Origin of the sequence: Sphaerisporangium sp. NPDC005289 (assembly GCF_040607455.1) — a bacterium.
Lineage (GTDB): Bacteria > Actinomycetota > Actinomycetes > Streptosporangiales > Streptosporangiaceae > Sphaerisporangium > Sphaerisporangium rhizosphaerae.
In genome coordinates this window covers 322,386-345,367 of the sequence record NZ_JBEXGS010000002.1, presented here as the reverse complement: position 1 = coordinate 345,367, position 22,982 = coordinate 322,386, and the positions used below count along the sequence as shown (strand labels likewise).

Genomic DNA, 22,982 nt, shown 5'->3' with positions numbered 1-22,982 from the left:
ACCTAGTGCGGGCGGGCGAACTGCTCGGCCTCGGTCGAGCCCTTGAGCGCCACCGTCGAGGAGTCCGGTGCGACGGCGGTGCTGACCAGGTCGAAGTAGCCGGTGCCCACCTCGCGCTGGTGGCGCGTCGCGGTGTAGCCCTGCCGCTCGGCGGCGAACTCCGCCTCCTGCAGCTCGACGTAGGCGGGCATGCCCTCCTCGGCGTAGCCGCGCGCGAGGTGGTACATCGAGTAGTTCAGCGAGTGGAAGCCCGCCAGGGTGATGAACTGGAAGCGGTAGCCCATGTGGCCGAGCTCGCGCTGGAACTTGGCGATGGTCGAGTCGTCCAGGTGCTGCTTCCAGTTGAACGACGGCGAGCAGTTGTAGGCGAGCATCTGGTCGGGGAAGCGGTCCTTGATCGCCTCCGCGAAGCGCCGCGCCACGTCCAGGTCGGGTGTGGAGGTCTCCATCCACAGCAGGTCGGAGTACGGGGCGTAGGCCAGGCCGCGGGCGATGCAGGCGTCCACGCCGTTGCGCACGCGGTAGAAGCCCTCGGGAGTGCGCTCGCCGGTGGTGAACGCCTGGTCGCGGGCGTCGACGTCGCTGGTCAGGAGCGTCGCGGCCTGGGCGTCGGTCCGCGCGATGATCAGGGTCGGCACGTCGCACACGTCCGCCGCGAGGCGGGCCGCGTTGAGGGTCTTGATGTGCTGGCCGGTCGGGATCAGCACTTTGCCGCCGAGGTGACCGCACTTCTTCTCCGAGGCGAGCTGGTCCTCCCAGTGCACGCCCGCCGCGCCCGCGGCGATCATGCCCTTCATCAGCTCGAAGGCGTTGAGGACGCCGCCGAAGCCGGCCTCGGCGTCGGCGACGATGGGGGCCATCCAGTGCGGAGCGTCCGCCTCGCCCTCCGACCAGGTGATCTGGTCGGCGCGCATCAGCGCGTTGTTGATCCGGCGCACCACGGCGGGCACCGAGTTGGCCGGGTACAGGCTCTGGTCGGGGTAGGTCTGCCCGCCGAGGTTGGCGTCCGCCGCGACCTGCCAGCCGGACAGGTAGATGGCCTTCAGGCCCGCCTTGACCTGCTGCACGGCCTGGTTGCCGGTGAGGGCTCCGAGTGCGTGCACGTACTCGTCGGTCCGCAGGAGTGACCACAGCCGCTCGGCGCCGAGACGGGCGAGAGTGTGCTCCTCCTGCACGGTGCCGCGCAGGCGGACGACGTCCTCGGCCGTGTAGGTCCGCTCGACGTCCTTCCAGCGCGGGTCGCTCTCCCAGTCGCGCCGCAGCTCATCTGCAGCTCCCTTGAGGCGATCTTCCATTTTGACTCCTTCTGCGTCCTCTGGGGGCTTGGTTCGAGTCTGCGATGGTTCGAGCCGCCAGAACAAGAGTGATCGCGTGAAAGCTGTCAGAATTTTCGGGTCTGATGAATACTCGGCAGTATTCATGTGGCAAGAAGCGCAAAGTTTTCACTATGGACTAGACCAATCCATCCGCTCTGAATCACTGTCGCGGTCGCCGGGTCCGCCACCGGCCCGCGCGGAAGCGGTCGGGGTGGCGGCGCGGACGGGACAGGAGCGCACGGCCGCGGCGCGAGCGGCCCAGGTACCCGGGTAAGGCTGGAAGAACGGTGGAATTTGCGTTTAGGATCGTGCTATGGCGTCTTTGGTGGGAGAAGAACCGCTGTCTTTGACGCAGGAGCTCGACCTCCTCGCGTTCGGCCAGCGGCTGAAGCACCTGCGCAAGCAGCGCGGGCTCACCCTGTCGGAGCTCGGCGAACGCGTCGGGCGCGCCCCGAGCCAGCTCTCCCTGCTGGAGAACGGAAAGCGCGAGCCCAAGCTGTCGCTGCTGAAGGCGCTCGCCGTCGCGCTCGGCGTCCCGGTCGAGGAACTGCTGCGCCGCCAGGCTCCGAGCCGCCGCGCGCAGCTCGAGATCGCCCTGGAGCAGGCGCAGCGCGACCCCGTCTACGCCTCGATCGGCCTGCCCCGGCTGAAGGTCTCCGCCCGGGTGCCGAGCGACGTCCTGGAGCACATCGTCGGGCTGTACGAGGAGCTGCGCTCGCGCGAGGCCAAGGGCACCGCCACCCCCGAGGAGGCCAGGGCGGCCAACGCCGAGCTGCGGCGCAAGCAGCGCGAGCAGGGCAACTACTTCGCCGAGATCGAGACCGCCGCGGCCGAGGCGCTGGCCGCCGTGGGCTACCGCACCGGCGCGCTGTCGCAGGGCACCGTGCAGGCGCTGGTGACCCACTTCGGTTTCACCGTGCGGACCGCGCAGGACCTTCCCCGCTCGGTGCGGTCGATCACCGACCTGCGCAACCGGCGCATCTACGTCCAGCACGAGCAGCTCGGCATGCACACTCCGCGCACGATCCTGCTGCAGACCCTCGGCCACCTCGCGCTCGGCCACCACAAGCCCCGCGACTTCGCCGACTTCCTGCGTCAGCGCACCGAGGCCAACTACTTCGCCGCCGCCGTCCTGGTGCCCGAGACGGCCGCCGTCCCCTACCTGCAGGAGGCCAAGCGCGACCGCGCGCTGTCGGTGGAGGACCTGCGGGACGTGTTCGCCGTCTCCTACGAGATGGCCGCGCACCGCTTCACCAACCTGGCGACCCACCACCTTGACCTGGCGTGCCACTTCGTCCGCAACGACGCGGGCGGCATCATCTACAAGGCCTACGAGAACGACGGCATCGTCTTCCCCGCCGACGAGCAGGGCGCCATAGAGGGGCAGCGGATGTGCCTGCGCTGGTCAGGGCGCCAGGTCTTCCTGTCACCCGACCGCTTCTCGGTGTACCACCAGTACTCCGACTCGCCCACCGGCACCTACTTCTGCATCGCCCACGTCGACCCCTCGCGCGAGCGCGACTTCGCCATCACGCTCGGCGTGCCCTACCGCGAGTCCCGCTGGTTCCGGGGCCGGGAGACCACCAACAGGACCAAGTCGAACTGCCCGTCCGGAGACTGCTGCCGCCGCCCGCCGGCCGAGCTGACCCAGCGCTGGGAGGGCTACGCCTGGCCCTCGGCGCGGGGCAACTCCCACGTGCTGGCGGCCCTGCCCCCGGGCTCGTTCCCCGGCGTGGACGAGGCCGACGTCTACTCCTTCCTCGAACGCCACGCCGGCCCCTGACCCGGCGGCGCCGGTACGGCCGCGCCGCCAAAGGAGGCGATCGCGCCGCTTAAAGTGATACGTCAGGTGATGGGAGGCGACGGGGGGATCGCGTGCTGCCTGAGGTGAAGACGTGGCTGCGCGACCGCACGACGGCATCGGCCGACTGGCCGGTCGGCGACCTGATCGCCGCGAAGGGCGACACCAGGATCAGCGTCGTCCTCCCAGCCAGGAACGAGGCCGCAACCGTCGGCGAGATCGTCTCGGCGATCCGCCGCGACCTGGTGGAGGACGTCCCGCTCGTCGACGAGCTCGTCGTCATCGACTCGCGCTCCACCGACGACACCGCCGCCCGCGCCGTGCAGGCGGGGGCCAAGGTCTTCGCCCAGGACGAGATCCTGCCCGCCGTGGCGCCGATGGACGGCAAGGGCGACGTGCTGTGGAAGTCGTTGGCCGTCACCTCCGGCGACCTGCTGGTGTTCATCGACGCCGACCTGCGCGAGTTCGGCACCGGCTTCGTCACCGGCCTGCTCGGCCCCCTGCTCGCCGACCCGTCCGTGGTGTACGTCAAGGGGTGCTACGACCGGCCGCTGCGCGAGGCGCAGAGCGGGGGCGGGCGCGTCACCGAGCTGGTCGCCCGCCCGATGCTGAACCTGCACTGGCCGCTGCTCGCCGGCTTCGTCCAGCCGCTCGCGGGGGAGTACGCAGGTCGCCGCGAGGTGCTGGAACGCGTGCCGTTCGCGACCGGGTACGGCGTGGAACTCGGCCTGCTCGTCGACCTGCTGGAGTACGCCGGCCTGGACGCGCTCGCCCAGGTGGACCTCGGAAGGCGGGTGCACTCCCACCAGTCCACCGAGGCCCTGGGCGTCATGGCCGGGCAGATCATGCACACGGCGTGGGCGCGCCTGGAACGCCAGCGCAAGATCGTGCCCATGCACGTCCCCGCCTCCGGGCTGACCCAGTTCCGCCGCGGCGAGGCCGGCCACCTGCCGATCGACCGCGACGTCGCCGCCCCCGAACGCCCTCCGATGGCCGAGATCCCCGAATACGCCGCCTCCCACCTCCCCGACCTCCTCACCTGCCGCCCAACACCCCCATAACCGCGGCCCCGACAACGTCGCGAACTCGATATCGGCGGGGATATCGGCGGCCGCACACCGGCCCGGTCGGCGACCCAGGACCGCGGCAGGTAGAGCCGGACATCCGGCAGCGCCCGACCGGCCGCGCAGGCGTAGCCGAGGAACACTCCGATCTGGCTGTTTTCGACCCTCCCAAGGGATCGGCCAGGATCCCGCTCGACGCGGACCGAAAATCAGTGCCCGGTCAGGCACACACCGCCTCGAGGATCGACATATCTGATGTCGTCGCAACGACCCGCTCGAGCCGGAAACCGCAGGTCTGCAACAGCGACTCGTGTTCGCTGCGGGTGCGTTGCCTGCCCCCGGTGTGGATGAGCATCATGATGTCCATGGCTTTGGACCAGTCGGGCCCAGGGTCGTCGGGGATGACGCTCTCCACCAACAACAGCCGCGCATGCGGCGGAGCGGCCTTCCGTACGGCGGTCAGGATCGCCGTGGCCCGCTCGACGTCCCAGTCGTGGATCACGTCCATGAGCATGTAGGTGTCGCAGACCGGCAGCGGGTCCTTGAAGAAGTCGCCGGCTTGCAGCGTGAGCCGATCGGAGGCGATCTCCGCGGCACGCTCGATCACCGGGGGCAGGTCGAAAAGGATGCCCGTGGTTCGCTCGGCCGCGTCCACCACCGCCCGCATTAGGTGTCCTTGGCCGCCGCCGATGTCGGCGATCGTTCCGCAGTCCGAGAAGTCGTAGGCGGCCAGGACGCTCGCGACCTGGATACGCGCCTTTGAGACCATCGCGGCGTCGAAGACCCGGCCCGCCTCGGGATCACTCTGAAGGATGGCGAAGAACCCGTCCGGATGCAGCTTGTTCGTGGCCGGGAGTCCAGTCTGGAGTGAGTAGTCGAAGTAACCCAGTTGCTTCGCAGTACGTTCGGTTCCGAATGTTGCCACGAAGTCACGCCAAGACTGGGGATGGTCGGAACGGAGCATTCGCGACGCGCCGGTGTGGGTGAAGCGGTCGTCGCCGGCCGCGAAGACGCCATGGGCAGCGAGGAGGCGAAGCACACGACTGAGGGCCTCGGGATTCGCCCCGGTGACTTCGGCCAGCTCCTGGGCCGTCCGCGGCGTGTCGTCGAGCGCGTCGGCGACGCTGAACCTGGCCACGGCGCCCAGACAGTGCCCGACGAACAGGCCGCCGAGCGCCGCGGTCAGTGTGTCGAAGGGCCCCGTCTGTCGATCGAGCGCGGCGTGGTGGTCATCACTGGCGGCCATGAAACGCCTCCGATTCGTCCCCGGCACGTGGACGGCGCGATCGTCGTCGCAATCATTGTGCGAGCCGTAAGGCGTCGTCGACAGAGGGATAACCGTCCGGTTTCTCTGGCGACAATGGCGGTGACTGCGTTGAGATCGCGGAACTGAAGGGTGCCGCCGCTGGTACCGGCCACGAGGCCGATCATTCCGGAGGGGTCGCCGTTCGTGATTCCAAGGATCCGAAAGGTCCCAAGCTGGTCTTCGCTCACGCTGAGTGGGACGCCTTCATCGACGGGGTGGAAGGTGACCGGTGCGGCCGTGCCGAGTAGAAGTCGCGGACCACGATTTCCGAAGCCGGCCGTATTCGTGGCCTGACCCACCACCCTCTACGCGGGGGGCCCAGGAGTCACGTCGCTTCGTTGGCGCGCTCGCCGTCCTTGGTCGTGGCGTCGGGTGAGGGGCGGCCGGGGGTGGGGGTGATGCCGTGCATGATGGTCGTGACGAGGGCGTCGATGAGGTCGTCGGGGACGGGCGTCGCCGGCGCGCCGGTGAACAGGCGCGGGAGGACCAGGTCGTGGCACGCGCCGATGATCATCGTGGCGGCGGCGTCCACGTCGGCGCCGGGGGACAGGCGGCCGAGGCGCTGTTCGGCGCGCAGGTAGCCGGCCAGGTCGGAGCGCAGGCCGCGCCCGCCGGCCATCGGGTTGGACAGCCGCTCGAAATTCGCCAGCACCTGAGGCCGGCCCAGCAGACCGGCGAAGGCGGGCATGATCGCGACGTGCAGCGCCAGGCTGTAGGCGATGTAGGCGCGCAGGTTCGCGGCCACCGTGCCCTCACCGGCCGTGCGCGGCGGTTCGCCCAGCGCCGTCTCGACGCTGCGGACGTGCGCGTGCAGGCCGAGCGCGAGCAGCTCTTCCTTGTCGGCGAAGTGGTTGTACAGCACGCCGTCGGCGACCCGCGCCTCCCGGGCGATGGCGCGCACGGTGAGGCCCGCGGTGCCGCCCTCGGCGATCAGGCGTTCGGCGGTGGCGATCAGGTGGTCGCGCAGGCTCTGCCCGCCGCCGTCACGCAGCACGGCCGCTTTTCTCGGAGACATCACGCCACATCGTATTGACCGCCGCCCCCGCCGGTGATCGGGGGCGGCGCGGGGTGTCGGATCGGGGACGGGTCAGGGGCGGAGGGCGGTGATGAGCAGGGCGGCGCCGTTGAGGCGGACGGCGCCGTCCTGCTCGAAGGGGGCCAGCGCCTCGGCGAGCGCCCGGCGTACCTTGGCCGCCGCCGCGGCGTCCACCTGGCCGAGCCAATGGTGCACAGGGCCCCAGTCGCCGAGGAACGCGGCCGCGTCTTCGGTGTCGCGTCCCCAGACCTGGGGAGCCTCGACGGGCGTGCAGGCGACGTCGGAGAAGCCCGCGGCGGTGAAGATCTGCCGCACCCGCGCCGGGTCGGCGAGTGAGTCGGGCCCCGGGCCGTGGGCCTCCTCGACGGCGGCGGTCGGGGGGAGCAGAGCCCGCAGCCCGGCGAAGACCCGGCCGAGGTCGTTCCGGTCCATCGTCTGCAGGGCGAGGAAGGCGACGCGCCCGCCCGGGCGCAGTGCGCGGCCGATGTTGGCGAACGCCGCCACCGGGTCGGCGAAGAACATGACGCCGAACCGGCTGATGGCCACGTCGTAGGCGCCTTCGGGGAAGGGGTGCACCTGGGCGTCCCCCTGCTCGAAGGCGAGGTTCCGCACGCCTTCGGCGTCGGCGAGCGCTCGTGCCCGCCTGAGCATCGGCGCCGACAGGTCGAGCCCCGTGGCCGCGCCCAGCGGGGCGCGCCGCGCGGCCAGCCGGGTCACCTGGCCGTTGCCGCAGCCGACGTCCAGCACCTGGTCGTGCTCACCGATGGCGGCCGCACGGAGCAGATGGTCGTTGAAGCCGTTGTTGACCGCGTCGTAGCGGTCGTGGTTGTCGGCCCAGTGTGAGCCCTCGTACCCGTTCCACGCCTCGGCCTGCGCGGTGTTGACGATCGAGGTCATCGGCGTACGTCCCTTCCGTCGGCCCGGGAGCTCCTGTGCTTCCGGCCATCCTGTCATGAACGATCGTTCATGAACGCATGTTCATGACTGTAGCATCCGGAAACGGCGCGAGCCGCCGCCGGCGGGCCTCATGGGCTCCCGCCGGCGGCGGCTCGACGTGTCGGGGTTCTGGCGGCGCGGCCGGGTCAGGGATGGGTGAACTGGGCCATGGCGGCGGTCGGCCGGTTGTTGAAGTCGAACAGGGCCTGGTTGTCCCAGCCGTCGCCCGAGCCGGGGTTCTCGGGGTCCCAGCCGTTCCCGGTGACGGCCGTCCAGGTCGGCTCCCAGTAGAAGGCGCCGAGCGCGCCCGCCGCCTGCGCCGTGCTCAGCACGTCGCGGAACATGGCCGCCTGGCCCGCCTGCGTCGCCGGGTAGCCGGTGTAGGGGGTGGCGGCCGTGATGATGTTGGGCTCGCCGTCGTCGTTGCCCGTCGTGAAGGGATAGGCCGTCTCGGCGAGGAACACCGGCTTGCCGTACCTGGACCTGATGTCGAGGAGGTTGGCCTGCATGGCGGCGAGCGTGCCGTGCCAGTACGAGTAGTAGGAGGCGCCGATGACGTCGTAGCGCACGCCGTTGTTCCTGGCGTTGTCGAAGAACCAGCGGAAGAGCGAGTTGTTGCCGCCCTCGGCCAGGTGGACGACCACCTTCGTCGACGACGACACGGCCCTGACCGCGTCCGACCCGGCGTTGAGCAGTTGGGCGAGCCTGCCGAAGTTCGCCGAGGCCCGGCCGTCCTCCCACAGCATGCCGTCGTTGATCTCGTTGCCGATCTGCGCCATGTCGGCCGTCGTGCCCTGTGCCTTCAGCGCGTTCAGCACGTCGTAGGTGTGGTCGTACACGGCCTGCCTGAGCTGGTCGAACGGCAGAGAGGCCCAGGACGCGGGCTTGGTCTGCGTGCCGGGGTCGGCCCAGCGGTCGGAGTAGTGGAAGTCCACGAGCAGGCCCATGCCCAGGGCCTTCACCCGCCGCGCCATGGCCAGCACGTGCGCCTTGTCGTTGTAGCCGTCGGCCGGGCGCACCCAGACCTTCAGCCGCGCGTAGTTCGCGCCAGAGGACCTCAGCACCGACAGTGCGTCCCGCCTCGCCCCGTCGGACCCGTAGTAGACGCCGCCGTACGCCTCGGACTTGGCCAGCGTCGAGACGTCCGCCCCCTTGATGGACAGGTTGCTCGCGCCCGCCGCGAACGAGACGTCGTCGAAACTGGCCCAGTTCCCGGCCGAGGCGCTGGAGTACAGGCTGATCGTGCAGGAACCGCCGGAGACGTTCGCCGACACGACGACCTTCAGCCAGTCGGCGGTCACCGGCAGCGCCGTCTGCGCGGCCGGACCGCCGCAGTTCTCCAGGCCCGCGTACACCGACCCCTGCCCGCCGCCGTTCTTGACGTACAGACTGAGCGTGTAGGGGCCGGCGGCCAGGCCGGTGAGCGTCTGCGACGTCTTCACCGTGTACGCCGACGACGACCAGTGGGTGAGCCGGTAGGAGCCGGAACGCCCGCCGGTCTCGGTGTAGTCGGCGGACGCCGTGCCGGACGTCGTCCATCCCGGAGGGCTCGCCACCCCGGTGCCGGAGGACTCGAACCCCCCGTTCGTCACCGTCGTCGCGGCCCGCGCCGGCGTCACCGCCACCATCGGGAACAGCAGCGCGGCGCCGCACGACACCGCCGCCAACGTCCTTCTCATAGGTCCTCCGTCAGGGAAAGGACGGTTCTGTGAACGTGCACGGTAATGTGCCCCGACGGGCTTGGGAAGACGTCCGGAAACAGTCAGGTCAGCGCCCGCGCTAACCACGACGTCAGCGGCCTGGCGGGCTTATGGCGGGCATTTCCACCTGTGTACGTTCACAGAAGACGTGCCAGATGTCGGCCACCCGAGGTGAGGCGGACGTTGTCGCCGTGAGCTCCCGTCCGGTGTCTCGCAACGGGCCCGCGCCGGTGGCACGCCGAGTCGGCGGTGCATCCTCGGCCGATGACGCCGGTGATCAGGACAGGGCCGCGAGCAGTGACACCCCCAGGACCAGCAGGGCCACGACCTTGACCAGCTCCAGCGCGATGTACGCGTGGTGCGCCCGGGAGCGGGGAGCGTCCTCGCCCGCCAGCACTCGGTCGGAACGGCGGTTCAGACCCGGTCGCACCGCGGCGAGCTGGACGGCCAGCGCCGCCACCGCGACCAGCCCGGCGGCGGCCGGCGTCACCGGGGGACGGCCTGTCACGCCCGCCACGACCAGCGCCGCCGCCAGCGCCGCCTCGACCCGGTTCAGGGCCCGGAACACCAGGCGGCCGATGCCCAGGCCGAGTGGCAGCGTCACCCCCGGAGCGCGGAACTTCAGCGGCGCCTCAAGGAAGGAGATGGCCAGGACCATTCCCAGCCACAGGAAGGTGACGGCACTTGCGACCGCCGCGGCGCTAACGTTCATATGCTCCGCCGCACCCCTTTCTCGGCCTCATCCGCTCACTCCGCTCATCTTGCTCGCCCGGCTTATTGTGCATGCCGGCTTGCCGTCCCCGTCGTGTTCGCGCCGTCCGCGTCGGCCGTCAGAACCCTCCTCGTGGTCGTGAGCGCCGGCCGCGGGGTCGCGGGATACGGACTCTCGTGCGCCGCCCCAGCAGTCGCAGGACGCGGCCGCGGACGCGCCCGGGGCGGGCGAAGAGCCGTCCGCTGTGGCCGCGGCCTCGCGCGTGGCCCGTCCAGAGGCGGGGACGCCTCCCGCACAGCCGAGGGTGCCGGCCGTGACGTCGCCGCGCGTCATGAGGCGCCCACGGACGAGTGCTCCACGCCCGTCCGGCGCGCCGGTCGCGAGAAGCGAGGAGGCTCCCCGCTCGACGGTGGTTCTCATCGATAACCGCGAAGATCATTGTCATCCATCACATTCGTCGTAAGGGGGAAGCGCTTCTGGTCCGAGCGCGCGGGTCGGTCTGCCCGGGCCCCGGCGATCGCCGCTGGACCTGCCAGGGCGGCGCCGGGACCCACCTTGCGAATGCTCCTTTCGCCGTCACTCCTGCTCGCAATCCGACCTCATGCCGGCCAACCGCCGGGGTGATCGAAACCTGACCTCGTACCTCTCAGGGTGATCTCACGTGTGCGTTCCTGATCTCATGTCGGCGACCTGCTCAGATGATCGAATCCTGACGTTCCATCTCCCGATCTGATTCCGCGTGTGTGATCCGTTCTCATGTCGGCGGCCTGCTCGGATGAAGAAAGTCCGCGTTGTGTCTCCCGTTCTGATCTCGTGTGTCGATGCGCTTCATGCCGGCGACCTGCTCGGGGGAAAGTCTGACGTTGTGCCTCCCAGGTTCATCTCGCATAGGTGATGACCTCGCTTGTGCCCGCCTCCTGTCGTTCGTGATCCGCCGGATGTTCTCGTGTGTTCGCGACTCGGCTTCCGCTCGCGACGTTCTCGTGCCGACCATGTGAGTTCATGCGCCCGGGCAATCCGATCTTGCGCCTGTGACGCCGCCTGTGGTCGCGACCTGACGTTCGCTGTGCGGGGTGAACCTCGTACGCGCGATGTGATGTCCTCCCGGCGGACCGGCCTTGGGCCTCCGGCCTTCATCTCATGGCCGTGTCGCCGGTTCCGCGAACCACCTCCAACTGCTCTAGTCGTATGTGCGGGGATCGGTCGATGCCCGCGGATGATCTGTCTCGTCCCTTGTCGTCCGGTCGTGCCTCCGTTCCTGGTCGTGCGCCGCCCGTCCGGTTCATCCCTCACTTTCCGTCGGATCCGTCAGTCGCCGGTGCTTCTCCTGTTCCTGGTCGTGGGCTTCAACGGGGCTTGTCGCCGCGTGGCCGCCTCCTTTCGGCCGGGTCGCCGCGTACCGTGTCCGATGGCCGGTGAGGTCGTGGGGCCCGGCGGGCCGCGGTCAGTTCCACTGGGCACGCTGGTCCGCCCTTCGGGCCGGCGCCACCGGTACGGTCGCCCGGGGCGGGCGGTGGTCGCGGAGCAGCGTCTCGTAGGAGACCAGCCGCCAGGGGCCGAGTTCGGGATTGGTGAGCACCGACACCACCTGCGCGTGGATCTGCGCGGACCTGATGTTCTCATCGGTCTCGATGCGAATGGCGACGAAACCGGCGGCCTGTTTGAACTCCTTTTCCCATTGTTTCGGCAGCAGCGCCAGCAGTCGTTTCCCGTCGACGTTCGCGTCCATCTTGCGCCCTCGGGCCGGGCGCATCGTCAGCACGACGAGCATGGCCGTTCCTCCCTTCAGTCCCAGGTGGTGCCCGCCGCGGCGAGCGTTCGGACGGGTGCGGCGAGGCGACGGACGCGCCCGTGCGGGGCGGCCGCGGCGGGTGCGCCGCTCGCGGGGAAGGGAGTCTGGCTCTGCATTTCCGGTTCCTTTTCCGTGGTCTGGGGATTTGTTCTCGCACCACCAACTCTGCGCTTTCTCCGGGCCGCGGAACAGAGAAATGAAAGGCAGTAAGCTGCCGTCGGCTGACCGTTTCCTGCCACAATCCGCACTGGACACCGTGCCCGGCGCCGCGCCGGGCCTCGCGCCGGCGCACCTGGCCCGCGCCGTCCGGCCTCGCCGGTCACCGGCCCGGGCCACCGAGGAGCCGAGGACCCGGCGAACCGGAGGCCGAGGAGGCGGGAAGGCCGAGGAGGCGGGAAGGCCGAGGAGGTGGGGGTGGCGGTCGAGGGTCACGCCGGCCGTGGTTGGGTGGTGGCCGTGACGATCACGGACGCGCTGGGGCTGGTGACGGTCGGAGTGGCGGCCGGTCTGGTGAGCACGGTGGTGAGCCTGGCGTCGATCGTCTCCTACCCGGCCCTGCTGGCGTTCGGGCTGTCGCCGCTGAGCGCCAACGTCACCAACACCGTCTCGCTGGTGTTCACCGCTCTCGGCGCGGCGGCCGGGTCGCGACCCGAACTCGCCGGTCAGAGCGGGCGGCTGCTCCCGCTCGGGACCATGTCGATGGCGGGCGGGGTCGTCGGCGCGGCGCTGCTGCTGGTGACGCCGTCCCGGATGTTCGAGATGATCGCTCCCTGCCTGATCGCCGCCGCGTCACTGCTGCTGTTCCGTCCGCCGAGGCCGGACGGGTCAGCGGACGCGCCGGGCGCAGGAGGGAACCGGCTGCTGCGCGCGGGGGTGTTCGCCGTCGCCATGTACGTCGGATATTTCGGGGCGGCCGGCGGAATCCTGATGTTCGCCGTGCTCGCCTCGATGGTGCGCGAGGCGCCGGTCCGGCTCAACGCCTTCAAGAATGTGCTGTCCGGGCTGGCGAACGCCGTGGCCGCCATCGGGTTCGCCGTGTTCGGACCGGTTCAGTGGGCCGCCGTGCTGCCGCTCGCGGCGGGATTCCTGGTCGGAGGGCGGCTCGGCCCCGTGCTGGCCCGCCGGCTGCCCGGGGCGAGCCTGCGCTACGCCGCCGCCGTCTGCGGCCTGCTCGTCGCCGTCAAACTCGGCCTGGACGCCTACCGCTGACCGAGGGCTCCGAATCGGCCTGGACGCCTCCGGTGACCGAGGGCTCCGAGTCGGCCTGGACGCCTCCGGTGACCGAGGGCTCCGAGTCGGCCTGGACGCCTCCGGTGACCGAGGCCTCCGAGTCGGCCTGGACGCCTCCGGCGGACCGCGACCGGCGAACCGCGACCGGCGAACCGCGACCGGCGAACCGTCAGCCGAAGGAGCGGCGGGCGGCGCGCTTGAGGGCCTCCTCGGCCTCCGAGGCGAGCCGGCGCACGAGCTCCGCGGCGGGGATCTCCTCGGCGAACGGGAAGCCCTGCCCCGCCCACAGGTTGATGGTGTCGGCGTCGCCGGCCTTGCGCGCCGCCGCCCGCAGCGGCGCGGTCAGGTGATGGACCTGCGGATACGCCGAGGGCGCCTCGCCCGAGTGCTCCTGGAGGAAGCGGTTGACCAGCCCTCGGGCCCGCCTGCCGGTGAACGCCCGGGTGACGGCCGTGCGGTCGTAGGAGCTCAGCGCCTGGCGGTGCGCGGGACTGGTGCCGGCCTCCGGGGTGCGCAGGAAGGCGGTGCCGAGCTGGGCGGCGACAGCGCCCGCCGTCAGGACGGCCGCGATGCCGGCGCCGTCGGCGATGCCCCCGGCGGCGATCACGGGCAGCGGCGTTGCGCGCAGGGTCAGCCTCAGGAGCACGAGCAGGCCGTAGTCCCCGCCGTCGTCGGTGAAGCCGCCGCGGTGGCCGCCGGCCTCGATGCCCTGGGCCGCCAGCGCGTCCGCTCCGGCGTCGTGCGCGGCCGACGCCTCCTCGGGAGTGGTGATCGTCACGATGACCCGCGCACCGGCGGCGCGCACCTCGTCGATGACCTCGCGCGCGGGCAGCCCGAAGGTGAACGACACCACCGGCACCCGCTCGGCGGTGACGACCGCGAGCTTGGCCTGCCAGCCGTCATCGTCGTCCGCCGGCACGCCGAGCGCCACGCCGTACCGCTCGGACTCGCCGCGCAGGCGCCCGGCGTAGGCGTCGACGGCCGCCCGGTCGACCTCGCCCTTGGACGGGACGAAAAGGTTGACGCCGAACGGCGCGTCCGTGCGGGCGCGCACGGAGGCGATGTCGGAACGCAGATCGTCCGAGGAGCGGTAACCGGCGGCCAGGAACCCGAGGCCGCCGGCCGACGAGACCGCCGCGGCCAGCTCCGGAGTCGAGGGGCCGCCGGCGAGAGGAGCCTGCACGATGGGCAGGGCGAGAGCCGCGAGGTCCACCTGATCACTCTAACCGCGGGCCGTCCGGGCCTCCCCGGCCGCCCCGGAGAGATGGGTCACATCCGGCGGATACGCCGAGGCTCACCCGCCGGGGCGGATGCGGCGCATGCGCTGGATCTCGGCCGTCTGGGTGACCGAGATGTCCTCGGCCAGCTCCTGCACGGTGATGTGCGAGCCCTTCTCCATCTCGCCGGCGGCCATGGTGACGGCGCCCATGTGGTGGGCGGTCATCAGCTGCAGGTAGAGGCGGTCGAAGCCGGCGCCGGAGGCGGCCCGCAGGTCGGAGAGCTGCCGCTCGGTGGCCATGCCGGGCATGGCGTCGTGGTGGGCCGCGTGGTGGTCGGGGACACGCTGGCCCTGCTGCTGGAGCCATCGGATCATCGCGTTGATCTCCGGCCCCTGCGTGTCCGATATCCGGGCCGCGATGCGCTTCACGTCCCCGGACGCCGCGCGGGTGGCGGCCAGGGCGCTCATGTCGAGCGCCTGGCGGTGGTGGACGACCATGTCCTGCATGAAGACCACGTCCGCCGCGTTGGCCGTGGGGGAGGGGACGGCGGTGACGGTCGCTCCCGGGGGAAGGGTCTTGGCCGCCTCGCCCGGCTTGCCGGGGACGATGACGGGGACGGTGGAGGTCGCGACCGGCGTCGCGGAGCCTCCCGAGCAGCCGGTCACGGTGAGCGCGGCCACACCGGCGGCGATGAGGAGCGCGAAGCGCACCCGGCCTCCTTCAAGATCTCTGCTGTGCGGCTGCACCCTAACCCAGCGCGGAGTTTGGGGTAAAGACGGAATGTTGGCACATTTTGCTGACAAAGTGGACTATGGCAACACCGCGGAGTTTGGGACATGATCTCCTCAACTGTGTTCATCTCTGGCAAAAAGCACCAAGGAGGGTCCTGAGGTGTTGTCCACCCCCCGCAGAGGCGGCCTGACCGGCCGGTTCCTCGTCCTGGCGGGCTCGGTCGCGGCGATGCTGCTGGCGACGGTCCCGGCCCAGGCAGCGGACATCCCGGGCACCGACCAGATCGTCATGAGCCCGAACGTCCAGCATGTGGCGAACGTCCCGAAACCCGCGGCCATCGCCGCCACCATCAACACCGACATCGCCTTCCAGGGCGACTACGCCTTCGTCGGCAACTACGGTGGTTTCTCCATCTACGACATCAAGAACCCCAAGAAGGCCTCCGTGGTCAGCTCGGTGGTGTGCCCGGGATCCCAGATGGACCTGTCGGTCTACGGGAACCTGTTGTTCGCCTCGGTCGACTCCTCCCGCTCGGACGACTCCTGCAACAGCGCGGCGCAGCCGGCGTCGGTGAAGGAGTCCTGGGAGGGCATCCGTATCTTCGACGTGAGCGACAAGGCCAACCCCAGGTACATCAAGTCGGTCGAGACCAACTGCGGGTCGCACACCCACACGCTGGTGCCCGACAAGCGGCGCGGCAACGTCTACCTGTACATCTCCTCCTACAGCCCGTCGGCGACCTACCCCGACTGCCAGCCGCCGCACGACAAGATCTCGATCGTCAAGGTCCCGCTGCGTGACCCGGTGTCCGCCTCGGTGGTGGCCACGCCCGTCGTGTTCCCCGACGGCGGCAACGAGACCCAGCCGGGCCTGCTGGTCCCCACCAGCGGCTGCCACGACATCACCGTCTACGCCGAGAAGGGCATCGCGGCCGGCGCGTGCATGGGCGACGGCGTGCTGTTCGACATCAGGGACCCGGAGAACCCCAAGGTGACCGCGCGGGTGACCGACCCGAACTTCGCCTTCTGGCACTCGGCCACCTTCAACAACGCCGGCACGAAGGTCGTGTTCACCGACGAGCTCGGCGGCGGCGGCGCGGCCACCTGCAACGCGGTCGTCGGCCCGAACCGCGGCGCGGATGCGATCTACGACATCGTCGGGGGCCGGCTGGTCTTCAAGAACTACTACAAGATCCCGCGCTACCAGGCCGACACCGAGAACTGCGTCGCGCACAACGGCTCGCTGATCCCGGTCAAGGGCCGCGACATCATGGTGCAGGCGTGGTACCAGGGCGGCGCCTCGATCTGGGACTTCACCGACTCGGCCCACCCCGCTGAGATCGGCTACTTCGAGCGCGGGCCCGCCGCCGAGGGCTCGGGCGGCTTCTGGTCGGCCTACTACTACAACGGCTACATCTACGCCAGCGACTTCAACAGGGGCTTCGACGTCATCAAGATCGACGACCCGCGGACCAACCCCGCCAAGGGCGTCCACGTCGACCGCCTCAACGTGCAGACCCAGGGTTCGTACCGCGACCGCGGCCACGGCAACTGGATCTGGAGCGCCGACGAGGACTGACCGGCCGGCATGACGCGCGGGACGCCTCCGGGCGTCCCGCGCCCTGCGCGGGCGTCGCGCCGTGCGCGCGGGCCCGCCGCCCGCCGGCGTCCCGGCGCACGGGGGTCGCCCCGCGCGCCGCGGCGCGAAGACGCATCCACCGAAGGACGGCCCGGGCGGACCAGCCCTGGCCGTCCTTCGGCATGCCCGACCTGGCCGCCGTACGCACCGGCCGGGCGGCGGGATGCGGGTAGGGTGACAGCGCTCGGATGTTACCGTTGGTAACGCCCGCTGTCGTGGGAATATACGTCCGCGACACCGATCGTCTGGTCCGTTGCCCTGAGGAGTTGTCACGATGGCTGAGAGCGCGAGCGATTTCTGCCCGGAACCGAGCGCGGACCTCCGCGAGGTACGCGACTGGGTCCACGACTTCGCCGCCACCGTGATCCGTCCCGCCGGCGCCGAGTGGGACGAGCGCGAGGAGACCCCCTGGCCGGTCATCCAGGAGGCCGCGAAGATCGGGCTGTACTCGCTCGACTTCTTCGCCCAGCAGTGGTTCGAGCCGAGCGGCCTCGGCATCCCGGTCGCCTTCGAGGAGATCTTCTGGGGTGACGCCGGCATCGGGCTGTCCATCGTCGGCACCGGCCTGGCCGCCGCGGCGCTCGCCTCCAACGGCACCTCCGAGCAGATGGGGGAGTGGCTGCCCCAGATGTTCGGCACCGCCGACGAGGTCAAGCTCGGCGCCTTCTGCGCCTCCGAGCCCGACGCCGGCTCCGACATCGGCGCCATCCGCACCCGCGCCGTGTACGACCAGGCCAAGGACGAGTGGGTGCTCAACGGCGTCAAGACCTGGGCCACCAACGGCGGCATCGCCGACGTCCACGTCATCGTGGCCTCCGTCGACCCTGACCTGCGCACCCGCGGCCAGGCGTCCTTCGTCGTCCCGCCCGGCACCCCGGGGCTGTCGCAGGGGCAGAAGTTCAGGAAGCACGGCATCCGCGCCTCCCACACCGCCGAGGTCGTCCTTTCCGACGTGCGCGTGCCGGGCCGCTGCCTGCTGGGCGGCAAGGAGAAGCTCGACGCGCGCCTGGCCCGCGTCCGCGAGGGCGGCCGCAGCGGCGAGCAGGCCGCCATGCGCACCTTCGAGACCACCAGGCCTACCGTCGCCGCCATGGCCGTCGGCATCGCGCGCGCCGCCTACGAATACGCCCGCGACTACGCCCGCGAGCGCGAGCAGTTCGGCCGCAAGATCGGCCAGAACCAGGCCGTCGCCTTCCTGCTCGCCGAGATGGCGACGCGCGTGGACATCGCCCGCCTGATGACCTGGCGCGCCGCCTGGATGGCCCGCAACGGCCGCCCCTTCGACAAGGCGGAGGGCTCGATGTCCAAACTCGTCGCCGGCGAGAGCGCGGTGTGGGTCACCGAACAGGCGATCCAGATCCTCGGCGGCGCCGGCTACACCCGCGACCACCCCGTCGAACGCTTCCACCGCGACGCCAAGATCTACACCATCTTCGAGGGCACGTCCGAAATCCAGCGCCTCCTGATAGGCCGCGCCGTCACCGGCCTGCAGGTTCAGTGATTGGCACAGAGAAGCGCAGCGATCCGCTGCTGAGGGCGGAGCATCCTCGCGGGCGTCGAAGGACACGCAGAGCATGAGCGGTGGACGGACGGTGAACGGCTGGCCACGGCGGCATAGGGAGGACGGCATCCGCGCGCTGTCCCGCCGTGACGGGCGGCTTCGGTCGTGCTACTACAACGACACTCCGTCGGCCCCGGCGCATCTTCAACCTCGGTAGCGCTCGTGGCCGGGCATGCTCACGGCGCGGCGTCGAGCGGAACGACGTCGATCAGCTTCTTGTTGACGAACTCCTGGATGCCGAGCCAGGACAGCTCGCGCCCGTAACCGGACTGTTTGATGCCACCGAACGGCAACTCGGGCGCGGTCCAGGTGGGATGGTTGATGAAGACCATGCCGCTCTCGATGCGGTTAGCGATCTTCTTGCCGTGCTCGATGTCGGAGGTGAAGACCGCGCCACCGAGTCCGAAGCCGGTGTCGTTGGCGATGGCGATCGCCTCGTCCTCGTCCCGGACTCTGAAGAACATCGCCACTGGGCCGAAGAGCTCCTGGCCGTAGACCGGGTTGTCGCGGCTCACGTCGGTGAGGATCGTCGGCTGGACGAACGCTCCGGTCTCCGGCACCGGGGGGCCGACCTCGGTCGCCCGGGCACCGTGCTCGACCGCCTCGGCCACCTGCGCCTTCAGCTTGTCGGCGGCCGACTGGGACGACATCGGCGGCAGGGTGGTCCGCTCGTCCATCGGGTCCCCGGCGACCAACCCGCTTATGGCCGCCGTGAACTCCTCGAGGAACTTGTCGGCGATCTGCTCGTGGATGAGGAGCCGCTTGGTGGCCACGCAGGACTGCCCGCAGTTGTTGAGGCGGCCCCACGCGGCCCAGTGGACCGTCGGACCCAGATCGGCGTCGGGCATGGCGATCAGCGGGTCGCTGCCGCCCAGTTCGAGGGTGGTCCTCTTGATCGCCTTGCCGGCGCGCGTCGCGATGACACTGCCCGCCTGCTCGCTGCCGGTCAGGGCCACCCCCATCACGCGCGGATCGTCGATCACCTTCCCGACCTGCTCCTTGGTGACGAAAAGGTTGGTGTAGACGCCATCCGGCGCACCGGCCTCGCGGTAGAGATCCTCGAAGGCAAGCGCGGACCGGGGTACGCCCGACGCGTGCTTGACCATGACGACGTTGCCCGCCATCACGTTGGGGACCGCGAATCGTGCCAGCTGGTAGTACGGGAAGTTCCACGGCTGCACGCCGAACAGGACACCTAGCGGGCTGCTGACGACGACCGCCTCGCCCCTACGCGTGTCGATCGGGACCGGCTTGAGGAAGTCCTCGGCGTTGTCGGCGTAGTAGTCGAAGATGTCGGCGCTCAGGAGCACCTCTTCGACGCTCTCGCCGATCCGCTTTCCCATCTCCAGGGTCAGCAGGCGGGCGAACTCGTCCCGCCGCTCACGCAGGATCCGGGCCGCGTGTCTGGTGACGGCCGCTCGCTCGTCGAAGCTTCGCCGACGCCACTCTCCGTACGCCGACCGAGCGCGTGACAGGGCGTCCTCGAGTTCCGCGTCGGTGATCTCCGGGAACGTGGCGACGACCTCACCACTGTAAGGATTGACCGATTGATAAGGCATGATTCCCCCCCGAATATGCCTAATCGGGCTTTATGCCCGCCTTGCCGACGGCCGAAACGTTAAGAGGGGAGCCCAAGGAGCATACGGATCTCCTCCTGGACGATGTCCGGATCGCGGTTCGCGTCGACGATGAAGACCGGAGCCTTGTGCCGGAGCCGGTCCAGCAGGGCGGCGATGCTCTCCCAATGGTCGTTGATCCGGGCAGTGAGCGCTTCCGGAGTGTCGTCCTCCCGCGCCTCGAGGCGGCCGCCGCAGGAGGCGCAGACGCCCTCGCGCCGGGGCCGGCCCCCGATGAGGTTGTAGTCGAGGCCGCAGTCGCCGCACATCCGTCTGGACAGCGCACGGTCGCGAGCCAGCGCATCGGGCACGTCGAGGCAGATGACGGCGTCGACGTCGTACCGCTCGAGAAAGAACTCCGCCTGCCGCCGGTTCCGCGGGAATCCGTCAAGGACGAACCCGTGGTTCCAATCGTGCTGCTCCAGGCGCTCACGCATGATCCCTTCCACGAGGGAGTCATCGACCAGCCGGCCGGCCGCCATGGTCTCTCGTACGCGTGCGCCGATCTTGGTGTGATGGCCGACATGCCACCGGAGGATGTCCCCGGCGCTGATCCGCACGAGATCGAAGTCCCGGGTCAGCATGGCGGTGTGGGTGCTCTTACCGCTCCCCGGCACCCCTACCAGCAGATACTTACGCATCGTGAGACCATCACACACCTGTTTTCATCGCCTGGACCCGCTCGCGCAGCAGCGTCATCCGGGTCTTCGGGTCGGTGCCGTGATTTCGCATTTCCTCCAGGTTCCAGCCAGCCCCGATGCCGACGGCGACCCGGCCCGCGGAGACGTGGTCGAGGCTCGCGATCTCTTTGGCGGTGGTGATGGGATCCCGTTCGACGAGCAGGAGGATGCCGGTGCCGAGCCGGAGTCGCTCGGTCACCACGGCCGCCGCCGTGAGGGTCACGAACGGGTCGAAGGTCCGGTAGTACTTCCGCGGCAGCCCGTCGCTCTCAGGCCATCGCGACTCGCGGCTGACCGGGATGTGGGTGTGTTCGGCGACGAACAGCGACGCGAAGCCGCGCTCCTCCAGCGCCTCCCCGAGCCGCGCCGGTGCGATGCCCTCATCCGTCACGAACGTTGCGACCCCGAACTCCATCTGGCCCCCATCTGTCCCTAAAGCGACTCATTCCTACGCGGGCTCATCGGCAAACGGGGTGGAATGGAGTCCGGGTCCTCGTTGTCCCTGGAGATCCCCGTATGAACGTCGCGGGGTGAACGTGGACCTCACACGCTTGAAGGCCAGGGCGCCGACCGCGCCGGCCGTCGTCACGGCCCGCCGACCGCCGGGAGGTGCGGAACCGATGCACGGCGCTGTTCCGGGCTGGTCGTGACCCGTCGGCGCGGCTGGTCGCCGTCCAAGAGTGCGGGCAGGCTGTCGCGGCGCCCTTCGATGATGGCCCTGACGCCCATGGTGCCGCAGTTGGGACAGATGATCTCGTCGCCGGTGGGGGGCAAAACCGGAACACCGTCGAGCCGGTAGAAGGCGAACGTCGCGCCGACGTCGTCGCTCACGTACTGCACGTCGTAGTCCGCCGTCCAGGTGTGCCCGCAGCGCCCGCAGACGAATCTGTAGCGTTCCACGGCGACTTCGACCAGCATCGTCATCGCCGTCACCCCCCGGCGCTTCGTGAACCTCCCTTCATCGTTCCCGCCGCCGGCTCTCGCGCACGCGCCGGACCGTTTCTTGACCGTGCCGGATCCTGGCACTACCGGGACGATGAGCAGTGACCCATCGCTGCGTGCAGATCTTGATCCACAGGTGTTGACGGTCGCTCCTGGCTGGTGAAGCGAGATCACATCGACGGGCTCGGGGAGGGAGGGTGGAAGATCCTCTCCGCGACCACGGGCGGGTCAGGCCCAATGAGCCCGGCCCTCGCCTGCCGCCTGCGTTGTTTGATCCGAAAATGGGTATTCGGGGGTTTCGTGGGAGCGATCCGGGCCATTTCACTGGATGTAGAGGTCAGAGGTCGTGGGGTCGCTCTTTGGGCTGTGGCCGACGGCGCGTGACCGAGGCTCCACGGCAGCGGAACAGTCAACCGCAGAGGTTGGTCCATGAGAATGGACCATGCGTCCATCGTGGGGACGGTCTGCGGTGGTGAGAAGAAGGTGCTAGGCCGCTGGACGCTCGGCCGGGCGCTGTTCACGGGCGCGCGAGCTCCGGTGTATGGATCGGGCTGCTGGTCGGCCCGGTGTCCCTCATCGCCGGCCCTGATCGTGGACCCTGGGTTCCGCGATGGTGTTCGGCCTGATTTGGGGCGCGATCGGCTACGCCATGCAGCGCAGGGCGTTCGTGTCACTGCCTGAGGTCGTGGCCGGCAGCTACGAGATCTTGGTGGCCCCGGAGTTCGTGTTCAACTCGCATGGGTGGCCGCGAAGACCTTCGAATAGGCCGAGGCAGACGGTCGCGGGGTCGGGTTCGCGCATACGGACCTCCTGGCCGGGAGCGTCCGACGGCGCATTGCGGGATCAGCGGAACCGGGCAAGGGAGGGGCCGAGAAGAACGCGCGGGAATGGCAGGGGATAGGGCGATGGCGAAGGCAGTAGGCATCGATCTGGGCACGACGAACTCGGTGATCGCGACGACGGAGGACGGTCATCCGATGGTCATCCCGAATGCCGAGGGGTCGCGGAAGATCGCCGGCTTGGAGGTCCTGCGCATCATCAACGAGCCGACCGCGGCCTCCCTTGCCTACGGCCTGGACAAGAAGGACAGCGAAACCGTCCTGGTCTTCGATCTGGGCGGTGGGACCTTCGACGTCAGCATCCTCGACATCGGCGAGGGCATGGTCGAGGTCCGCGCCACAGCGGGGGACACCCACCTGGGCGGCGACGGCTTCGACCGCCGGATCGTCGGCTCGACCGGACCCTTGACCCGATCGAGCAGGTCGGCGGTGATCTGCTCGAACGTGGACCGCACCCCCGCCGAGGACGACCAGCCGGGCGTCGACGTGGTCGTCCTGCAGGGCGAGCGACACCGCGCCGACGACGCCGCTCTCCGCGAGGCGATCGATGCCCGCAACGAGCTCGACTCGATCGCCTACCACGTGGAGCAGCGCTTGTCCGAGCTCGGGGACGCCGTCCCGGTGCATGAGAAGGCCCGGGCGGAACAACTGATCGCCGACGCCCGCCAGGCCGTCAAGGAGGAGGCGCCCGTTGACCGGCTGCGTGACCTGGCAGGAGAGCTGCAGCAGGTCTTTCACGCGCTGGGCGCCGGCGCCCAGCCGCGCCGGCCGGGGCAGCCCAGCGCGGGCGGGCCGGACGAGGACGTGATCGACGCCGAGTTCACCAGTTCGGAATGACATGACCGACCAGGTCAGGATCCG

Annotated in this window: 20 protein-coding genes and 3 pseudogenes; 8 read left to right on the top strand and 15 right to left on the bottom strand. The window is 69.9% G+C overall.

Annotated features, from left to right (window positions below; translation table 11 throughout):
* Positions 1-2: 2 nt before the first annotated feature.
* Positions 3-1,295 carry an isocitrate lyase gene (gene aceA / locus ABZT47_RS04320; RefSeq protein ID WP_354836031.1) on the bottom strand — a complete coding sequence of 431 codons (1,293 nt, stop codon included), beginning with the start codon at positions 1,293-1,295 and terminating at the stop codon, positions 3-5.
* A 334-nt stretch (positions 1,296-1,629) separates the two neighbouring features.
* On the opposite strand from aceA, the gene ABZT47_RS04315 reads away from it, so the two are divergent.
* On the top strand, positions 1,630-3,099 hold the full coding sequence (locus ABZT47_RS04315) for a helix-turn-helix domain-containing protein (RefSeq protein ID WP_354836029.1): 1,470 nt from the start codon (positions 1,630-1,632) through the stop codon (positions 3,097-3,099).
* 92 nt (positions 3,100-3,191) lie between these two features.
* Positions 3,192-4,178: a glucosyl-3-phosphoglycerate synthase gene (locus tag ABZT47_RS04310; protein WP_354836027.1), complete on the top strand. Its 987-nt coding sequence runs from the start codon at positions 3,192-3,194 to the stop codon at positions 4,176-4,178.
* Between the two features lie 15 nt (positions 4,179-4,193).
* Here ABZT47_RS04310 and ABZT47_RS04305 read toward each other — a convergent pair.
* Together ABZT47_RS04305 and ABZT47_RS04300 are read right to left on the bottom strand one after the other, a co-directional pair.
* Positions 4,194-4,357, bottom strand: a pseudogene (locus ABZT47_RS04305) (transposase); the annotation flags it as partial.
* Positions 4,358-4,401: 44 nt separating this feature from the next.
* Positions 4,402-5,427 (bottom strand): methyltransferase, encoded by a 1,026-nt coding sequence (locus ABZT47_RS04300; RefSeq protein WP_354836025.1) that lies wholly within the window; start codon positions 5,425-5,427, stop codon positions 4,402-4,404.
* 107 nt (positions 5,428-5,534) lie between these two features.
* On the opposite strand from ABZT47_RS04300, the pseudogene ABZT47_RS04295 reads away from it, so the two are divergent.
* A pseudogene (locus ABZT47_RS04295) lies at positions 5,535-5,735 on the top strand (DUF397 domain-containing protein); the annotation flags it as partial.
* A gap of 77 nt (positions 5,736-5,812) precedes the next feature.
* On the opposite strand, the gene ABZT47_RS04290 reads toward ABZT47_RS04295, so the two are convergent.
* The 6 genes from ABZT47_RS04290 to ABZT47_RS04265 form a co-directional block, all read right to left on the bottom strand.
* Positions 5,813-6,502 carry a helix-turn-helix domain-containing protein gene (locus tag ABZT47_RS04290; protein ID WP_354836023.1) on the bottom strand — a complete coding sequence of 230 codons (690 nt, stop codon included), beginning with the start codon at positions 6,500-6,502 and terminating at the stop codon, positions 5,813-5,815.
* A 72-nt stretch (positions 6,503-6,574) separates the two neighbouring features.
* Positions 6,575-7,420, bottom strand: coding sequence for a class I SAM-dependent methyltransferase (locus ABZT47_RS04285; protein WP_354836021.1), 846 nt, complete (start codon positions 7,418-7,420; stop codon positions 6,575-6,577).
* Between the two features lie 185 nt (positions 7,421-7,605).
* Complete coding sequence (locus tag ABZT47_RS04280) at positions 7,606-9,138, bottom strand: glycosyl hydrolase 53 family protein (protein WP_354836019.1); 1,533 nt, start codon at positions 9,136-9,138, stop codon at positions 7,606-7,608.
* 298 nt (positions 9,139-9,436) lie between these two features.
* The gene (locus tag ABZT47_RS04275) at positions 9,437-9,871 is read right to left on the bottom strand and encodes a hypothetical protein (protein WP_354836018.1); all 435 of its coding nucleotides are present in this window, start codon (positions 9,869-9,871) and stop codon (positions 9,437-9,439) included.
* Positions 9,872-11,315: 1,444 nt separating this feature from the next.
* Complete coding sequence (locus ABZT47_RS04270; protein WP_354836017.1) at positions 11,316-11,642, bottom strand: hypothetical protein; 327 nt, start codon at positions 11,640-11,642, stop codon at positions 11,316-11,318.
* Positions 11,643-11,656: 14 nt separating this feature from the next.
* Positions 11,657-11,779 carry a hypothetical protein gene (locus ABZT47_RS04265; RefSeq protein WP_354836015.1) on the bottom strand — a complete coding sequence of 41 codons (123 nt, stop codon included), beginning with the start codon at positions 11,777-11,779 and terminating at the stop codon, positions 11,657-11,659.
* 340 nt (positions 11,780-12,119) lie between these two features.
* Here ABZT47_RS04265 and ABZT47_RS04260 point away from each other — a divergent pair, with 340 nt between their 5' ends.
* Complete coding sequence (locus tag ABZT47_RS04260; RefSeq protein ID WP_354836013.1) at positions 12,120-12,872, top strand: sulfite exporter TauE/SafE family protein; 753 nt, start codon at positions 12,120-12,122, stop codon at positions 12,870-12,872.
* A 190-nt stretch (positions 12,873-13,062) separates the two neighbouring features.
* Here ABZT47_RS04260 and ABZT47_RS04255 read toward each other — a convergent pair whose 3' ends face one another.
* Entirely contained in the window at positions 13,063-14,106 is a 1,044-nt protein-coding gene (locus tag ABZT47_RS04255) for a nitronate monooxygenase (RefSeq protein WP_354836011.1), read from the bottom strand.
* An 81-nt stretch (positions 14,107-14,187) separates the two neighbouring features.
* On the bottom strand, positions 14,188-14,823 hold the full coding sequence (locus ABZT47_RS04250) for a DUF305 domain-containing protein (protein WP_354836009.1): 636 nt from the start codon (positions 14,821-14,823) through the stop codon (positions 14,188-14,190).
* Between the two features lie 184 nt (positions 14,824-15,007).
* Between ABZT47_RS04250 and ABZT47_RS04245 the strand changes: the two genes are divergently transcribed.
* Entirely contained in the window at positions 15,008-16,423 is a 1,416-nt protein-coding gene (locus tag ABZT47_RS04245) for a hypothetical protein (RefSeq protein ID WP_354836564.1), read from the top strand.
* Positions 16,424-16,757: 334 nt separating this feature from the next.
* Positions 16,758-17,984: an acyl-CoA dehydrogenase family protein gene (locus ABZT47_RS04240; protein ID WP_354836007.1), complete on the top strand. Its 1,227-nt coding sequence runs from the start codon at positions 16,758-16,760 to the stop codon at positions 17,982-17,984.
* A 236-nt stretch (positions 17,985-18,220) separates the two neighbouring features.
* Here the strand turns inward: ABZT47_RS04240 and ABZT47_RS04235 are convergent, their stop codons facing one another.
* The 4 genes from ABZT47_RS04235 to ABZT47_RS04220 form a co-directional block, all read right to left on the bottom strand.
* Complete coding sequence (locus ABZT47_RS04235; protein ID WP_354836005.1) at positions 18,221-19,603, bottom strand: NAD-dependent succinate-semialdehyde dehydrogenase; 1,383 nt, start codon at positions 19,601-19,603, stop codon at positions 18,221-18,223.
* A gap of 59 nt (positions 19,604-19,662) precedes the next feature.
* Positions 19,663-20,301 carry a nucleoside monophosphate kinase gene (locus ABZT47_RS04230; RefSeq protein ID WP_354836003.1) on the bottom strand — a complete coding sequence of 213 codons (639 nt, stop codon included), beginning with the start codon at positions 20,299-20,301 and terminating at the stop codon, positions 19,663-19,665.
* A gap of 10 nt (positions 20,302-20,311) precedes the next feature.
* Positions 20,312-20,755, bottom strand: a complete 444-nt coding sequence (locus ABZT47_RS04225) for an LLM class flavin-dependent oxidoreductase (RefSeq protein WP_354836001.1) — start codon at positions 20,753-20,755, stop codon at positions 20,312-20,314.
* 170 nt (positions 20,756-20,925) lie between these two features.
* Positions 20,926-21,264: a hypothetical protein gene (locus tag ABZT47_RS04220; protein ID WP_354835999.1), complete on the bottom strand. Its 339-nt coding sequence runs from the start codon at positions 21,262-21,264 to the stop codon at positions 20,926-20,928.
* Between the two features lie 923 nt (positions 21,265-22,187).
* On the opposite strand from ABZT47_RS04220, the pseudogene ABZT47_RS04215 reads away from it, so the two are divergent.
* Positions 22,188-22,511: pseudogene (locus ABZT47_RS04215) on the top strand (Hsp70 family protein); the annotation flags it as partial.
* 39 nt (positions 22,512-22,550) lie between these two features.
* Entirely contained in the window at positions 22,551-22,958 is a 408-nt protein-coding gene (locus ABZT47_RS04210; protein ID WP_354836562.1) for an Hsp70 family protein, read from the top strand.
* Positions 22,959-22,982: the final 24 nt, after the last annotated feature.

Bases quoted from the DNA above. Each gene is read 5' to 3' on its own strand.
- ABZT47_RS04300 (WP_354836025.1), bottom strand. From the start codon at position 5,427: ATGGCCGCCAGTGATGACCACCACGCCGCGCTCGATCGACAGACGGGG.
- ABZT47_RS04225 (WP_354836001.1), bottom strand. From the start codon at position 20,755: ATGGAGTTCGGGGTCGCAACGTTCGTGACGGATGAGGGCATCGCACCG.
- ABZT47_RS04275 (WP_354836018.1), bottom strand. From the start codon at position 9,871: ATGAACGTTAGCGCCGCGGCGGTCGCAAGTGCCGTCACCTTCCTGTGG.
- ABZT47_RS04290 (WP_354836023.1), bottom strand. From the start codon at position 6,502: ATGTCTCCGAGAAAAGCGGCCGTGCTGCGTGACGGCGGCGGGCAGAGC.
- ABZT47_RS04230 (WP_354836003.1), bottom strand. From the start codon at position 20,301: ATGCGTAAGTATCTGCTGGTAGGGGTGCCGGGGAGCGGTAAGAGCACC.
- ABZT47_RS04265 (WP_354836015.1), bottom strand. From the start codon at position 11,779: ATGCAGAGCCAGACTCCCTTCCCCGCGAGCGGCGCACCCGCCGCGGCC.
- ABZT47_RS04235 (WP_354836005.1), bottom strand. From the start codon at position 19,603: ATGCCTTATCAATCGGTCAATCCTTACAGTGGTGAGGTCGTCGCCACG.
- ABZT47_RS04220 (WP_354835999.1), bottom strand. From the start codon at position 21,264: ATGACGATGCTGGTCGAAGTCGCCGTGGAACGCTACAGATTCGTCTGC.
- ABZT47_RS04270 (WP_354836017.1), bottom strand. From the start codon at position 11,642: ATGCTCGTCGTGCTGACGATGCGCCCGGCCCGAGGGCGCAAGATGGAC.
- ABZT47_RS04280 (WP_354836019.1), bottom strand. From the start codon at position 9,138: ATGAGAAGGACGTTGGCGGCGGTGTCGTGCGGCGCCGCGCTGCTGTTC.
- ABZT47_RS04315 (WP_354836029.1), top strand. From the start codon at position 1,630: ATGGCGTCTTTGGTGGGAGAAGAACCGCTGTCTTTGACGCAGGAGCTC.
- aceA (WP_354836031.1), bottom strand. From the start codon at position 1,295: ATGGAAGATCGCCTCAAGGGAGCTGCAGATGAGCTGCGGCGCGACTGG.
- ABZT47_RS04285 (WP_354836021.1), bottom strand. From the start codon at position 7,420: ATGACCTCGATCGTCAACACCGCGCAGGCCGAGGCGTGGAACGGGTAC.
- ABZT47_RS04240 (WP_354836007.1), top strand. From the start codon at position 16,758: ATGGCTGAGAGCGCGAGCGATTTCTGCCCGGAACCGAGCGCGGACCTC.